The sequence below is a fragment of the Gudongella sp. QWL-04 genome, from assembly GCF_058683975.1.
The window spans coordinates 289,349-303,672 of sequence record NZ_CM178754.1; the positions used below are offsets into that span (position 1 = coordinate 289,349).

A 14,324-nucleotide genomic window follows, 5' to 3' on the forward strand; every position below is an offset into this window, starting at 1 on the left:
AGGTGTAGAAGTTAATGGCTAGAATTGCAGGCGTGGACTTACCAAGAGACAAACGCGTTGAAGTTGGCTTGACATATATTTTCGGCATAGGCAGAACAAGGTCAAATGAGATCCTTAAGAAAGCCGGAGTAAATCCTGACACTAGAGTAAAGGATCTTACTGAGTCTGAGGTTTCCAACCTTAGAGCAATTATTGACACCTATCATGTAGAGGGTGACCTTAGAAGAGATATCGCACTGAACATAAAGCGTCTAAAGGAAATCAACTGCTACAGAGGCTTAAGGCATAAGAGAGGTCTTCCGGTAAGAGGTCAAAGGACCAAGACTAATGCAAGGACCAGAAAAGGCCCAAGAAGAATTGTTTCCAAGAAAAAGTAGGTAAAGGAGGGGAATTAAATGGCACCTAAAAAAGGTAAAGCAACTCGTGTGAGAAGAAGAGAGCGTAAGAACATAGAGAGAGGTCAGGCTCACATTTCTTCATCATTCAATAATACAATGGTAACTTTGACAGACATGCAGGGAAATGTTATTTCCTGGGCAAGTGCTGGTCAACTAGGCTTCAGAGGGTCAAGAAAATCCACTCCGTATGCCGCTCAACAGGCAGCTGAGGAAGCAGCCAAAAAAGCTATGGAACATGGACTAAAAATCGTTGAAGTATTCGTTAAGGGACCTGGTTCAGGAAGAGAAGCTGCAATAAGGTCGCTTCAGGCATCAGGACTTGAGGTAAGCATGATCAAGGATGTTACCCCAATCCCACACAACGGTTGCAGACCACCGAAGAGAAGAAGAGTTTAATAGGAGGTGTAGATAGATATGGCAAGATATACTGGCCCAGTATGCAGGTTGTGCCGAAGAGAGGGTACAAAACTGTTTCTTAAGGGAGACAGATGCTATACGGACAGATGTGCTTTGAACAAGAGAAACTTTGCTCCTGGTCAACACGGTACGTCCAGAAAGAAAGTAACCGAGTACGGCATGCAGCTAAGGGAGAAGCAAAAGGTTCGTAGATTCTACGGGATCTCAGAATCACAAATGGCCAAGTACTTCGATATGGCTGACAAAATGAAAGGTATAACAGGTGAGAACCTATTTAAGATATTAGAGTCAAGGATGGATAACGTAGTTTTCAGAATGGGCTTTGCATCCTCAAGAGCTGAAGCAAGACAGCTGGTTACTCACGGTCACTTCCTACTAAACGGCAATAAGGTAAACATTCCCTCACTGTTGACCACAACAGGAGATGTTGTCGAAGTTAAGGAAAAAAGCAGGGGAAGCGAGAAATTCAAGGCTCTTGTGGAGAACCACAACGGCAATACAGTACCCTGGATAAATGTTGACCTTGAGAAGATGAGAGGTACAATTGTGGCTGAATCCACAAGAGCAGACATAGACCTCCCAGTGGAAGAGCACTTGATTGTCGAGCTTTACTCGAAATAATAGATAGACAATATCAGTTGCCCTCGTCCGTAAGAAAACCAAAAGCCAAGGAGGGTTATGATTAATGATTGAAATTGAAAAGCCCAGAATTGAAATCATCGAACTAAGCGAAGATGGAAGCTACGGGAAATTTGTTGTAGAGCCTCTTGAAAGAGGTTACGGAACAACTCTTGGCAACTCACTGAGGAGAGTACTATTATCATCTCTCCCCGGAGCTGCTGTGTCATCAGTTAAGTTCCAGGGAGTGTTGCATGAATTTGCAACAATACCCGGAGTGCTTGAGGATGTTCCTGAGATCATACTCAACATCAAGGAAATTGCTGCTAAAATGTACACAGAAGAGCCTGTAACGATGACCATAGATGCTGAAGGACCACAGGTAGTTACAGCAGGTGACATCGCTACTGGAATGGATGTTGAAATAGTAAACAAGGATCAATACATTGCAACCGTCAATGAGGATGGAAGGCTTTATATCGAGCTGGAGTTAATTAGAGGAAGAGGCTATTCCATAGCCGAAAAGAACAAGAAGGACGGCCAGCCTGTTGGAGTAATTCCAGTAGATTCATCCTTCACTCCGGTAACAAAGGTAAATTATCACGTGGAAAATACAAGAGTGGGTCAAATAACAGACTACGATAAGCTTGTCCTCGAGGTATGGACCAATGGTACTATGAGCGCTGATGAAGCCACTTCTTTGGGAGCAAAAATTCTTACTGAGCACCTTAACCTATTCATCGGTCTTACTGAACATGTAGGCGATGTAGAGATCATGGTGGAAAAAGAAGAGGATAAGAAGGAAAAGGTTCTTGAAATGACAGTCGAAGAGCTTGATTTGTCAGTAAGGAGCTATAACTGCCTTAAGAGAGCAGCAATTAACACTGTTGAGGAGCTCACACAGAAAACTGAGGACGACATGATGAAGGTAAGGAATCTGGGTAAGAAATCCCTTGAGGAAGTCCAGAGAAAGCTTGCTGAGTTGGGTCTGAGTCTTAAGAGCAGTGATGAGTAATCATAGCAAGAAGGAGGGATTAATGTGACAACTTTAAGAAAGCTGGGTCGTCCCACTGCCCACAGAAAAGCAATGCTTAGAAACCAGGTTACTTCATTGCTTAGGGAAGAGAGAATAGAAACCACAGTTACAAGAGCAAAGGAAACGAAGCGAATGGCCGAAAAGATGATCACTCTTGGAAAGAGAGGAGATCTTCATGCAAGAAGACAAGCATTGGCCTTTATATATGATGAGGATGTAGTAAAGAAACTTTTTGATGAAATTGCTCCCAAGTATGCCGAGAGAAAAGGCGGATATACAAGAGTCATCAAAGCTGGTCCACGCCGCGGAGATGGAGCAGAGCTGGCAATATTGGAATTAGTGTAAATTGTGGGGGATTAAGTTGAAATGCTTAGTCCCTTTAGCTTTCACCATCTTTTTTCAATCAATGAATCCAAAATTGAAATAAGGGTATCCATATGGTATATTGGACAAGGAACAGAATAATCGATTGAGGTAGCGTCATGAACGAAGATATAATGATAAAAATTGAAAATGTTAGCTATGAATATAGCTCCTATATTGATGAAAGCATCCAGCTGGCAGTCAGGGACCTAAGTCTGGAGGTCAAGAGAGGTGAATTTCTTGCAGTGCTTGGTCATAACGGCTCAGGTAAATCAACTCTTGCCAAGATGATCAATGGACTTATCCTGCCTTCGAAGGGAGATGTCTTTGTAAATGGCATCAACACGAGAGATGAAAACCGGATATGGGAAATAAGATCTACCGCAGGGATGGTGTTTCAGAATCCTGACAACCAGATAGTAGCGACTATCGTTGAAGAGGATGTAGCCTTTGGACCTGAAAACCTTGGCATACCCCCTGCTGAAATCCGCAGGAGGGTAGACGATGCTCTTGAGGTGGTAGAAATGTCAGAGTATAAAAGTCATGCCCCTCATCTTCTTTCCGGTGGACAGAAGCAAAGGGTGGCAATAGCCGGTATACTTGCAATGGAACCTGAATGTATCATTTTTGATGAACCAACTGCAATGCTTGATCCGGTTGGGCGTCAGGAGGTATTGGACACAGTTAAGAAACTCAACAAGGAGAAAAACAAGACTATAATACTGATAACGCATTTTATGGATGAAGCAGTGGAGGCCGACAGGATACTTGTATTGAATGAGGGCGAGGCTGTAATGCTTGGGACTCCAAACGATATATTCAGAAATGTAGATCAGCTAAAGTCACTGGGCTTGGATGTACCTCAGGTAACCGAGCTGGTATATGAGCTGAACAAAGAAGGTTATGACTTCAGAGATGACATTCTCTCGGTCGAGGAGCTGGTGGACATATTATGATAATTGAAATAAAGAACCTTAGCTATGTGTATAATCCAGGTACTCCCTTTGAGAAAAAAGCGCTTGACGATGTGAGCCTTGGAATTGAAGAGGGAGAATTCATTGGTCTAATAGGTCATACCGGATCGGGCAAATCTACTCTGGTTCAGCATCTAAACGGTCTTATGAAGCCAACATCCGGTGAAATTGTAATCGATGGAGACAGACTTTCTGATAAAAGCACGAAATTAAAAAATATTAGACAGAAGGTTGGCTTGGTATTTCAATACCCGGAGCATCAGCTATTCGAGGAGACGATATACAAGGATATAGCCTTCGGACCGAAGAACCTTGGGTTGTCTCAGGAAGAAGTGGATGAAAGAGTCAGACATGCGATGGAGCTTGTAGGACTTGACTTCGAAGAGCTGAAGGATAGATCCCCCTTTGAACTGTCGGGCGGGCAGAAGAGGAGGGTAGCAATCGCTGGAGTAGTTGCGATGAGACCAAAAGTACTTGTTCTGGATGAGCCTACCGCAGGGCTGGACCCTAAGGGGAGAGATGACATCCTCGATGAGATCAGGACATTGTATGAGAAAGAAAATATCACGATAATCCTGGTTTCCCACAGCATGGAAGATATTGCCAGACTGGTTAACAGGATATTTGTTATGCATAGGGGAAAGCTGTCCATGGATGGATCGCCAAGGGAGATATTCGGAAGGTCTGACGAGCTTGAAGGTATGGGCCTGGGAATACCTCAGATAACAAAATTCATGAAGAAATTCAAGGCATCCGGACATGATGTCAAGGATGATGTGCTCACTGTTGAAGAAGCCAAGGCTGAGATATTGAAATATTTGCGAGGTAAGAAGGATGCTTAAAGATATCACTATAGGTCAATATTTCCCGGGTACGTCACTGATACACAAGCTTGATCCCAGAGTCAAGATAGTGGTGACGGCACTTTTTATTGCATCCCTTTTCTTCATATCCAAGTTCTATCCTTATATTTTAATAGTTCTATTCATTGCTGCAGTCATAAAAACAGCGAAACTCCCTGTTAAATTTATTTTAAAAGGGTTGAAGCCATTGATGTTCATAATACTGATCACCTTTGCTATAAACCTGTTTATGACTAAGGGAGAGGTACTTTTCGAACTTGGGCCGCTTGCTGTAACCAAGGAGGGACTAAGACAATCTGTGTTTATGGCCTTAAGACTTGTTTTCCTCATCACAGGAACGTCATTGTTGACCTTGACAACGTCCCCAATTGCCCTTACAGATGGCATAGAGAGGCTTTTATCACCCTTTAAGAGGATAGGCTTGCCTGCACATGAGCTTGCCATGATGATGACCATAGCACTTAGGTTTATACCGACCCTTCTGGAGGAAACCGACAAGATAATGAAGGCTCAAATGGCAAGAGGTGCTGACTTTGAATCGGGCAATATCCTTAATAGAGCCAAAAACCTTGTCCCACTGCTGGTCCCATTATTCATAAATGCCTTCAGAAGAGCAGATGATCTTGCTACTGCAATGGAAGCAAGATGCTACAGAGGTGGAGATGGCAGAACAAGACTTAATGAGCTTAGCTTTAAAAACAGGGATTATGTGGTCCTAACCAGTATGACAGCTTTTTTTGGGATACTAATAGCGACCAGATATCTGGGGTGATCGAATGAGAAACATCAAGCTGGTACTGGAGTATGATGGGACGGCATATAACGGGTGGCAATATCAGGAGAATGGCATTTCGGTGCAGCAGAGGGTCGAGGAAGCGATCCTTGTAGTAACAGGAGAGAGTGTGTCTGTAAAGGGCTCCGGAAGAACTGATGCGGGTGTGCACGCACTGGGTCAGGTCGCTAATTTTCATACTTGTTCCACGATACCGGGTGATAAATTTAAGTTTGCTCTGAATAACGAGCTTCCGGATGATATTAAGGTCGTAGAATCACAGGAGGTAGATTTTAACTTTCACTCAAGGTTCAGTGCTACCCATAAGCGATATAGGTATCGGATCTATACCGGCGAGGTAGAAAGACCGACTCTTAGAAACTTCTGCTATCACTTCAAGTACCCACTGGATATAGACGTTATGAGGTGTGCAGCAGAGCACTTCATAGGCAGTCACGACTTCAAGTCATTCAAGGGGAGAAGGAGTGTGACCAAAACAACTTTGAGAAAAATAAACATGATAGATATCAGGCAAAAGGGAGAATTAGTAGATATCTGGATCGATGGTGACAGCTTTATGAGAAACATGGTAAGAATAATGGTCGGCACCTTGGTGGAGATAGGAAATGGTCAGAGAGACAAGGATTCAATCCCATGGATCCTGGAGCAAAGAGACAGAAACTGTGCAGGGCATACGGCGCCTGCAAAGGGTTTATTTTTAGAAAAAGTTTATTATGAGTAAATAGGTTGTTGACAACCTAATTTGGTTGTAATAGAATATATAAGAGTGTGTAAGAAGAAGCCCGGAAACTTCTTATTAACACCTTGACAAAAGTTGTTGTAAGGAGGGAAACAGATGAAAAGCTACATGGCAAAAGCCAATGAAATCGAAAGAAAATGGTATATAATCGACGCTGAAAATAAAGTATTAGGTAGACTGGCCACTGAGATTGCTACAATTCTGAGAGGAAAGAATAAACCAATATACACACCTCATGTCGATACAGGTGACTTCGTAATCGTCGTCAATGCCGACAAGGTTAAATTGACAGGAAAGAAGCTTGATCAAAAAAATTACACTTACCATACAGGATATCCCGGAGGATTGAGACAGGTTCCATACAGAAATCTGATGGTCAAGAATCCAGAGAAGATCATCGAGCTTGCAGTAAAGGGTATGTTGCCAAAGAACAGCCTTGGAAGAAGCATGTACAGGAAATTGAAGGTATACAGAGGTACTGAGCATGGACACGAAGCTCAGAAGCCAGAAGTATACGAATTTTAATCTGGTAGGAAGGGAGGACTGTAAATGGCTGCAATACAATTTATCGGAACAGGAAGAAGAAAAACATCAGTTGCCAGAGTTAGATTGATTCCTGGAAACGGGAAGATGACTATAAATGGAAGAGATATCGACGAATTTTTCAACTATGAAACTCTTAAGGTTATAGCTAAAGAGCCCTTGACAATAAGTGATACCGTGGACAAGTACGATGTAAAGGTCACCGTACATGGAGGCGGGTTTACAGGTCAAGCAGGAGCTATTAGACATGGAATCGCAAGAGCCCTTCTACAGGCGGATGGAGAGCTGAGACCTTTACTTAAGAAGGCTGGGCACCTTACAAGAGATCCTAGAATGAAGGAAAGAAAGAAATATGGACTTAAAAAAGCAAGAAGAAGTCCACAATTCAGCAAGAGATAATTTTGAAGCACCGGAAAACCGGTGCTTTTATTTTTTAGGTTATGAAGCATATTTGAAATTGTTTCATATTTATCCACTGTGGATTGTGGATAATGTGGATAATGTGGGAAAACAAATGCCCTGGCCTTAAATGCGGCCAGGGCAGAGCTTATATCAAGGCTTTATGAGCATCCTTAAGCAGACGGATGATCGGCAGCTGCTGTGGACAGATCGCTTCACATTCTCCACATTCAACACAAGAAAGTGAAGAGGATCCTTTATCTAAATAGCCTTTGTATGAAGCTTTTGACTGATCTACAGTCTCATATACTGTAAGATTATTATACAGATCAAATATTCCAGGGATTCGCACCCCTACTTTACAGGGTTGGCAGTATTCGCATCCTGTACATCCGACGGCTATCCTGCTCTCGAAAAAGGATTTAAGAAAATCTACTGCCTCAAGCTCAGTTTTATTTAATGGTGTATAGTCAGAATAAATATTGATGTTTTCTGCTACTTGGTCCATACTGGACATTCCGCTGAGAACTACCTTAACACCATCCTGCTGCTGTAACCATTTAAGGGCTAGTTCTGCAGCAGTCCTTCCAGGGGCAATTCTTCCAATAGCTTCCTTTGAGTTTTGAGGAATATTTGCCAGCTTTCCTCCCTTCAGGGGTTCCATTACGACAACATCTATTCCCTTGTTCTTAGCATATTTCAAGCCCTCAAGCCCTGCTTGGTAGCCTACATCCATGTAATTAAGCTGTATCTGGCAGAAGTCCCAATCATAGGAATCAATAATTTCCTTGAAAACCGGCAGCTCGTCGTGAAATGAGAATCCAATTTTCTTGATTTTTCCGGAGGACTTCGCTTCATGGATGAAATCGAATACCCCAAGCTCAACTATTTTTTTCCATGTGTCCTTATCAAGAGAGTGTAGAAGGTAAAAATCCAAGTAATTTGTTCGCAAATTAACGAGCTGTTCATCCAGATACTTCATGAAGTCACCATATTCTTTGACGAGCCAAACTGGATTTTTGGTAGCAAGATATACCTTATCCCTCAACCCGCGGGACAGGACCTGACCCACAAAATCCTCTGATTTTCCGCCATGATAGGGGTAGGCGGTATCTATGTAGTTTACACCATTCTGAATCGCATACTTTAGAAGCTTTTCAGCTTCCTCAAAATCTATCCTCGAATTATCTCCTTCCACCACGGGAAAGCGCATACAACCGTAGCCTAATAGTGAAACATTTAACTTTTCACTGGTAATCTCATGGTATTGCATATAAAAACCTCCTTATGTATAATGAAATCATACTACCCTCAACAGTACTGAATTAGCTTATCTTTTAGGTTTCTCAGTTTAGAGGAGACCTTAAGGGGTAGAATTAGTGTAGCATATTGAAATTATACCACAACAAATGGGAAGGAGTGATTGAATGGACGCAAAAAAAACCCCGCTTTATGAAGAACACATCAAGTTGGGGGGGAATGTTGTCGATTATGCCGGGTGGTTTTTACCGGTAGAGTACAAAGGATTAGTTCCTGAGCACCAGGCTGTTAGAAATGCTGTAGGATTATTTGATGTATCCCATATGGGAGAAATCACTGTCAAGGGCAAAGACGCTCTGGCCTTTGTAGATTACCTGGTTTCGAACGATGTGACCACGCTGGTCGACAACCAAATCATCTATACACATTTTTGCAATCCTGACGGGGGAGTCGTTGATGACCTTCTGGTATACAGATTGGGCGAAGAAGATATCTACCTGGTAGTCAATGCTTCAAACACCGACAAGGACTATAAATGGATCCTTGACAACAAGGGAGACTTCAATGTTGAGGTCGTAAACATTTCCGACACCGTAGGTGAGGTAGCTATTCAAGGACCACTGGCACAAAAGGTTCTCCAAAAGTTGACCGATTTTGATCTTTCACAAATCAAGTTCTTCTTCCTGCAGAGAAACGTATCTATTGCAGGTGTGGACTGCATGGTTTCCAGGACTGGCTACACCGGTGAGGACGGTTTTGAGATCTATGCAGACAATGCAGGGATAGTCAAGGTCTGGAATGCTATCCTCGAGGCAGGAAAGGAAGAAGAGATCATGCCTTGTGGTCTTGGCTGCAGAGATACTCTTAGATTCGAGGCTTCATTACCACTATACGGACATGAGTTTGATGATACTATTTCTCCACTTGAGGCTGGCTTCAAGTATTTTGTAAAGCTGGATAAGAAATCAGATTTCATCGGAAAAGAAGCTTTGAACAAGCAATGGAGTGAGGGGCTTAAACGAAAACTCGTAGGCTTTGAGATGGTCGATAGAGGAATAGCCAGAGAAGGCTATGAGATATACAAGGATGGCGAGAAGATCGGACACGTTACAACAGGTTATATGAGTCCAACCCTTGGAAAGATCATCGGAAATGCTCTTGTAAAGCCTGAGTTTACAGAGCTTGGTACTGAAATTGATGTTAAGATCAGGAATAAGTTTACAAAGGCTAAGGTTATTAGTAAAAAGTTCTTAAGTAAGAAAAAATAGGAGGGTTAAAATATGAAAGTTGCAAAGGGATATCATTACACTAAGGATCATGAATGGGTAAAGGTTGAGGGAGATCTTGCTTTCGTAGGGATTTCTGACTATGCACAACATCATCTTGGAGATATTGTTTATGTTGAGCTTCCAGAGGTTGATGATGAATTTGAAAAGGGAGAGGCATTTGCTGCTGTTGAATCAGTAAAGGCTGCTTCTGACGTTTATCTTCCAGTTGGAGGTAAGGTAGTGGAGGTAAATGAGGAGCTTGTAGATGATCCTGCACTTCTAAACGCTGATGCTTTTGAGAATTGGATGATAAAAATCGAGCTTGCTGACAAGACTGAGCTTGATGAACTAATGACAAGTGAGGATTACGAAAAGTTTCTAGCTGAGGAGGTATAATATGCACCCATATATACCCAATACACCTGAGGATATCCAGGAAATGCTTAAGGCCATAGGCCTTGAAAGCGTAGACCAGCTATTTGAGGATATCCCAAAAGAAGTCCACTTGGACAGGGAATTGAACATTCCCAAATCCAAGAGCGAGTTGGAGGTAGTATCATATCTTAAGAACCTGGCTGACAAAAACTGTTCTATGACTAAGCTGACAAGCTTTCTGGGTGCAGGGGCTTATGATCACTATATTCCATCGATCGTGAACCATATAATATCAAGAAGTGAGTATTATACTTCCTATACACCATATCAGCCTGAAATCAGCCAAGGGACTCTTCAGTATATATTTGAGTTTCAGACCTTGATCTGTAACCTTACTGGAATGGATGTTGCAAATGCATCATTGTACGACGGTGGTACAGCAGTGGTTGAAGCGGCGCTTATGGCAGCAGCATACTCTAAGAAGGATGAGATCATAATATCCAAGTCAGTTAAGCCTGATGCTAGAAAGATCCTTCACACATATGCGCATGTTCAAAATTTGAAGGTAATTGAAGCTGATATCAAGGATGGAGTTACTGATATCGACGCATTGGAAGGTTTGATAAATGACAATACAGCTGCAGTTATAGTACAGAGTCCAAACTTCTTTGGTATAATCGAAGATCTGAAGGCACTTGGGGAAGTTGCTCACAAAGGAAAGAAAACTACATTTGTGGCGTCAGTAGATCCAATATCCCTTGGGATTTTAAAGAAGCCCGGAGATCTGGGAGTTGACGTTGTAGTTGGTGAAGGGCAATCATTGGGTATACCTGTAAGCTTTGGTGGACCATACCTTGGATTCATGGCAGTGAAAAATGATTATATTAGAAAGCTCCCAGGCAGGATCGTCGGACAAACTGAGGATCTCGACGGGAAGAGATCCTTCGTTCTTACTTTAACAGCTAGGGAACAGCATATCAGAAGAGAAAAGGCGACATCAAATATCTGCTCCAACCAGGGATTAAACTCTCTGGCTGCTACGATCTATATGGTTACCCTCGGTAAGGAAGGCTTAAGAGATGTAGCTATGCAGTCAACCAAGAAGGCTCATTATGCTTTTGAGCAACTGACGAAGTCGGGAAAATATAAGCCAATGTTCGACAAACCATTCTTCAAGGAGTTTGCAGTGGTTTCAGAAAAGGATCCGATGGATATCAATAAGGCCCTCAGAGCAGAGAATATGATAGGTGGCTATGACCTGGGCAAAGAGTATCCAGAAATGAAGGGCGGTATCCTATATGCGGTCACTGAGAAAAGAACGAAAGAAGAAATTGATAGGCTGACTGGCGTATTGGAGGGGATATAATGAGAAACTACGATAAATTGATATTCGAACTTTCCAAACCAGGAAGAAAAGCTTATATGCTTCCGCCGCTTGATGTGGAGGACAAGGAGCTTGACAGCCTTATTCCAGATGAATTCGTCAGTAAGGAGGAGCTTAAGCTTCCTGAGTTAACCGAGGTTGATGTCATCAGACATTACACTAATTTATCCAATAAGAACTATGGAGTCGACACAGGTTTTTATCCGCTAGGCTCCTGTACCATGAAATATAATCCAAAAATAAACGAGGATACCGCAAGATTTGATGGCTTTGCAAATCTTCACCCCCATCAGTCTGAGGACTGCATACAGGGATCACTTCAAATGCTGTATGAGCTTGAAAAGTATTTGTGTGAGGTAGCAGGAATGGACAGGATGACTCTGCAGCCAGCAGCAGGTGCACATGGCGAGCTTACAGGGATAATGCTTATTAAGGCTTACCATGAGAAAAGAGGAGACCTTGGAAGAAATAAGATCATCGTTCCAGACTCAGCTCATGGAACTAACCCGGCAACAGCAGCTATGGCTGGCTATAAAATAGTTGAGATCAAGTCCACTAAGGATGGATTAGTTGACCTTGACGCACTAAGAGCAGCTGTAGGTGAGGATACTGCAGGCTTGATGCTTACAAATCCAAATACACTTGGTATATTTGACAAAGGTATTCTAGAAATTGCTAAGATAGTCCATGATGCTGGTGGACTGTTATACTACGACGGTGCAAACGCAAATGCAATAATGGGTCATGCAAGACCTGGAGATATGGGCTTTGACGTAGTACACTTCAACCTTCATAAGACCTTCTCCACTCCTCATGGAGGCGGTGGACCTGGATCAGGGCCTGTAGGCGTTAAAAATTCGCTTGTTGAATTTCTTCCTGTTCCTATGGTTGAGAAGGATGGTGAAAGGTACTTCTTCGACTATGACTATCCAAACACCATAGGTAAGGTAAAGGATTTCTACGGACACTTTGGTATTCTTGTAAGAGCCTTCACTTATATCCTGACTTTGGGTGGTGATGGCCTTAAGAAAGCCTCCGAAATGGCTGTTCTTAACGCAAACTATATTATGAGCCAGCTTAAGGATCACTATCATCTGCCTATTGATACTATATACAAACATGAATTTGTTCTTGGCGGCTTAAAGGATACTCTAAGCGAGGTAACTACTTTGGATATTGCTAAGAGATTGCTGGATATGGGATACCATCCACCAACTATCTACTTCCCGCTTATTATCAATCAGGCGCTTATGATAGAGCCTACTGAAACTGAGAGCAAGGAGACTCTGGATGAGTTTATCCAAGCTATGATCACTATAGCAAAGGAAGCAGAAGAAGATCCTGAGATGGTCAAGTCAGCACCTCACAACACAGTTGTAAGAAGACCAAACGAAGTAAAGGCTGCCCGTGATATAATCGTCAAATATGAAGGGTAGGTGTACCGTTTGACAAAAAGAATTGCTATAATCGGTGCCGGGCCGGGAGGCTACGTCGCTGCAATAAAGGCTGCTCAGCTGGAGGCCCAGGTTTACCTGATAGAGAGCAGGGAGATAGGGGGAACTTGTCTCAACAGAGGCTGCATACCAACAAAAACCTATTTCCGTAATGCTCAGATATTGTCAGATCTAAAGAATTCACATGAGTTTGGCATTAAGGTAGACGGCTACAGTCTTGATGGAAGAGCATTGCTGGAAAGAAAAAACAGAGTAGTAAACGACCTGGTCAGCGGGATTGAAAAGCTGATCGGGTCTTACCCAAATATTGAGTTGATACAGGGTAAGGCATCCTTTAAGGATAAAAACACCATTAACGTTCAGCTTAATGGTGGCGGTGAAACGGAAGTAGAGGCTGACAGTGTAATTATTGCCACAGGCTCATATCCCCAGATGACCGAGACTAAAGGTATAGACCTTCCAGGCGTTATAACTTCTGATGATCTTCTTGAACTGGACCATATACCTGAAACACTTATAGTTGTAGGCGGTGGAGTAATAGGGCTTGAATTTGCAAGCATTTACAAGGAGTTGGGTTCTCATGTAATACTTCTGGCTTCAAGGATATTGAAGGATGGAGATAAGGAGATAGCCAAGAGACTGACTCCTATGTTGAAAAAGCAGGGAATCGAAACGTATGTTGACATCAGGGCAAAGGAGATCACCAAAGAGGGTGATCGTTTGAAGGTGGTAGCGCGCTACAAGGAAAAGGACGAGGAAATTGAAGTAATTGGTGATTATGTGCTGATAGCATCTGGAAGAGCACCATTGGTTGAAGGACTAAACCTTGAGGGAGTCGGAATTGAATTCTCAGGACGAGGTATTAAAGTCAACGACAGCTATGAGACTACTGTACCAGGGATATACGCTATTGGTGACGTAAATTCTAAAGGGATCCAGCTGGCTCATGTTGCATCATCACAGGGTGAGTATGTTGTGGAAACCATTATGGGTCACAAGCCTGATATAAACCACGAACATTGGCCTGCATGCGTATTCACAATGACTGAGGTTGCTCAGGTTGGATTCACAGAGGAACAGTTGAAGGAAAAGGGAATTGACTACAGATCGAGCAAGTTCATGTTCTCTGCCAATGGGAAAGCTCTTTCCTTAGGGGAGACAGACGGTATAATCAAAATACTGGCATCCAATGACGATAACAGGATATTGGGGGTACACATTATTGGACCTCATGCCAATGACCTGATACACGAGGGTGCACTGGCGATATCTAACAACATGGATGTATCTGCGATCAAGCGTACCATCCACGCACATCCCACCCTGTCAGAGGCCTTTTTTGAGGCAGCATTGGGTTTGGATGAGGCTGCTGTCCATATAGCGCCGAAGAAGAAAAGAAGAGGTTGATTGAGAAGCAGCGGGCTTGCCCGTTGCTTCTTT

Annotated in this window: 17 protein-coding genes; 16 read left to right on the forward strand and 1 reads right to left on the reverse strand. The window is 42.8% G+C overall.

Features of this window, described 5'->3' with window-relative positions; genetic code table 11:
* Nucleotides 1-14: 14 nt before the first annotated feature.
* From rpsM to rpsI, 11 genes are all read left to right on the forward strand, one after another.
* Complete coding sequence (gene rpsM, locus AC4PHB_RS01445) at nucleotides 15-377, forward strand: 30S ribosomal protein S13 (RefSeq protein WP_320405352.1); 363 nt, start codon at nucleotides 15-17, stop codon at nucleotides 375-377.
* 18 nt (nucleotides 378-395) lie between these two features.
* A complete protein-coding gene (gene rpsK / locus AC4PHB_RS01450; RefSeq protein WP_128426432.1) occupies nucleotides 396-794 on the forward strand; it encodes a 30S ribosomal protein S11 in 399 nt (132 codons plus the stop codon).
* Nucleotides 795-812: 18 nt separating this feature from the next.
* Entirely contained in the window at nucleotides 813-1,436 is a 624-nt protein-coding gene (gene rpsD / locus AC4PHB_RS01455; RefSeq protein WP_492136895.1) for a 30S ribosomal protein S4, read from the forward strand.
* 64 nt (nucleotides 1,437-1,500) lie between these two features.
* Nucleotides 1,501-2,448: a DNA-directed RNA polymerase subunit alpha gene (locus tag AC4PHB_RS01460; protein ID WP_492136896.1), complete on the forward strand. Its 948-nt coding sequence runs from the start codon at nucleotides 1,501-1,503 to the stop codon at nucleotides 2,446-2,448.
* Nucleotides 2,449-2,472: 24 nt separating this feature from the next.
* Nucleotides 2,473-2,814, forward strand: coding sequence for a 50S ribosomal protein L17 (gene rplQ / locus AC4PHB_RS01465; protein WP_128426429.1), 342 nt, complete (start codon nucleotides 2,473-2,475; stop codon nucleotides 2,812-2,814).
* Nucleotides 2,815-2,966: 152 nt separating this feature from the next.
* Nucleotides 2,967-3,788 (forward strand): energy-coupling factor transporter ATPase, encoded by an 822-nt coding sequence (locus AC4PHB_RS01470; RefSeq protein ID WP_492137733.1) that lies wholly within the window; start codon nucleotides 2,967-2,969, stop codon nucleotides 3,786-3,788.
* Complete coding sequence (locus AC4PHB_RS01475) at nucleotides 3,785-4,648, forward strand: energy-coupling factor transporter ATPase (protein WP_492136897.1); 864 nt, start codon at nucleotides 3,785-3,787, stop codon at nucleotides 4,646-4,648. The genes AC4PHB_RS01470 and AC4PHB_RS01475 overlap by 4 nt, the downstream gene beginning before the upstream one ends.
* A complete protein-coding gene (locus AC4PHB_RS01480; protein WP_492136898.1) occupies nucleotides 4,641-5,441 on the forward strand; it encodes an energy-coupling factor transporter transmembrane component T family protein in 801 nt (266 codons plus the stop codon). Before AC4PHB_RS01475 ends, AC4PHB_RS01480 begins: the two co-directional genes overlap by 8 nt.
* Nucleotides 5,442-5,445: 4 nt before the next feature.
* Nucleotides 5,446-6,183, forward strand: coding sequence for a tRNA pseudouridine(38-40) synthase TruA (gene truA / locus AC4PHB_RS01485; RefSeq protein WP_492136899.1), 738 nt, complete (start codon nucleotides 5,446-5,448; stop codon nucleotides 6,181-6,183).
* 114 nt (nucleotides 6,184-6,297) lie between these two features.
* Nucleotides 6,298-6,726, forward strand: coding sequence for a 50S ribosomal protein L13 (gene rplM / locus AC4PHB_RS01490; protein WP_492136900.1), 429 nt, complete (start codon nucleotides 6,298-6,300; stop codon nucleotides 6,724-6,726).
* A gap of 24 nt (nucleotides 6,727-6,750) precedes the next feature.
* Nucleotides 6,751-7,143, forward strand: a complete 393-nt coding sequence (rpsI, locus tag AC4PHB_RS01495; RefSeq protein ID WP_333686582.1) for a 30S ribosomal protein S9 — start codon at nucleotides 6,751-6,753, stop codon at nucleotides 7,141-7,143.
* 148 nt (nucleotides 7,144-7,291) lie between these two features.
* On the opposite strand, the gene AC4PHB_RS01500 is transcribed toward rpsI, so the two are convergent.
* Entirely contained in the window at nucleotides 7,292-8,416 is a 1,125-nt protein-coding gene (locus tag AC4PHB_RS01500; protein WP_492136901.1) for an aldo/keto reductase, read from the reverse strand.
* A 154-nt stretch (nucleotides 8,417-8,570) separates the two neighbouring features.
* Here AC4PHB_RS01500 and gcvT point away from each other — a divergent pair, with 154 nt between their 5' ends.
* Genes gcvT through lpdA form a run of 5 tightly spaced genes read left to right on the forward strand, consistent with a single transcriptional unit; the run spans nucleotide 8,571 to nucleotide 14,291 of the window.
* The gene (gcvT, locus tag AC4PHB_RS01505) at nucleotides 8,571-9,671 is read left to right on the forward strand and encodes a glycine cleavage system aminomethyltransferase GcvT (RefSeq protein WP_492136902.1); all 1,101 of its coding nucleotides are present in this window, start codon (nucleotides 8,571-8,573) and stop codon (nucleotides 9,669-9,671) included.
* A gap of 12 nt (nucleotides 9,672-9,683) precedes the next feature.
* Nucleotides 9,684-10,067 carry a glycine cleavage system protein GcvH gene (gene gcvH / locus AC4PHB_RS01510; protein ID WP_492136903.1) on the forward strand — a complete coding sequence of 128 codons (384 nt, stop codon included), beginning with the start codon at nucleotides 9,684-9,686 and terminating at the stop codon, nucleotides 10,065-10,067.
* Between the two features lies 1 nt (nucleotide 10,068).
* Complete coding sequence (gcvPA, locus tag AC4PHB_RS01515) at nucleotides 10,069-11,412, forward strand: aminomethyl-transferring glycine dehydrogenase subunit GcvPA (RefSeq protein ID WP_492136904.1); 1,344 nt, start codon at nucleotides 10,069-10,071, stop codon at nucleotides 11,410-11,412.
* Nucleotides 11,412-12,866, forward strand: coding sequence for an aminomethyl-transferring glycine dehydrogenase subunit GcvPB (gene gcvPB, locus AC4PHB_RS01520; RefSeq protein ID WP_492136905.1), 1,455 nt, complete (start codon nucleotides 11,412-11,414; stop codon nucleotides 12,864-12,866). Before gcvPA ends, gcvPB begins: the two co-directional genes overlap by 1 nt.
* A 9-nt stretch (nucleotides 12,867-12,875) precedes the next feature.
* Nucleotides 12,876-14,291 carry a dihydrolipoyl dehydrogenase gene (lpdA, locus tag AC4PHB_RS01525; protein WP_492136906.1) on the forward strand — a complete coding sequence of 472 codons (1,416 nt, stop codon included), beginning with the start codon at nucleotides 12,876-12,878 and terminating at the stop codon, nucleotides 14,289-14,291.
* Nucleotides 14,292-14,324: the final 33 nt, after the last annotated feature.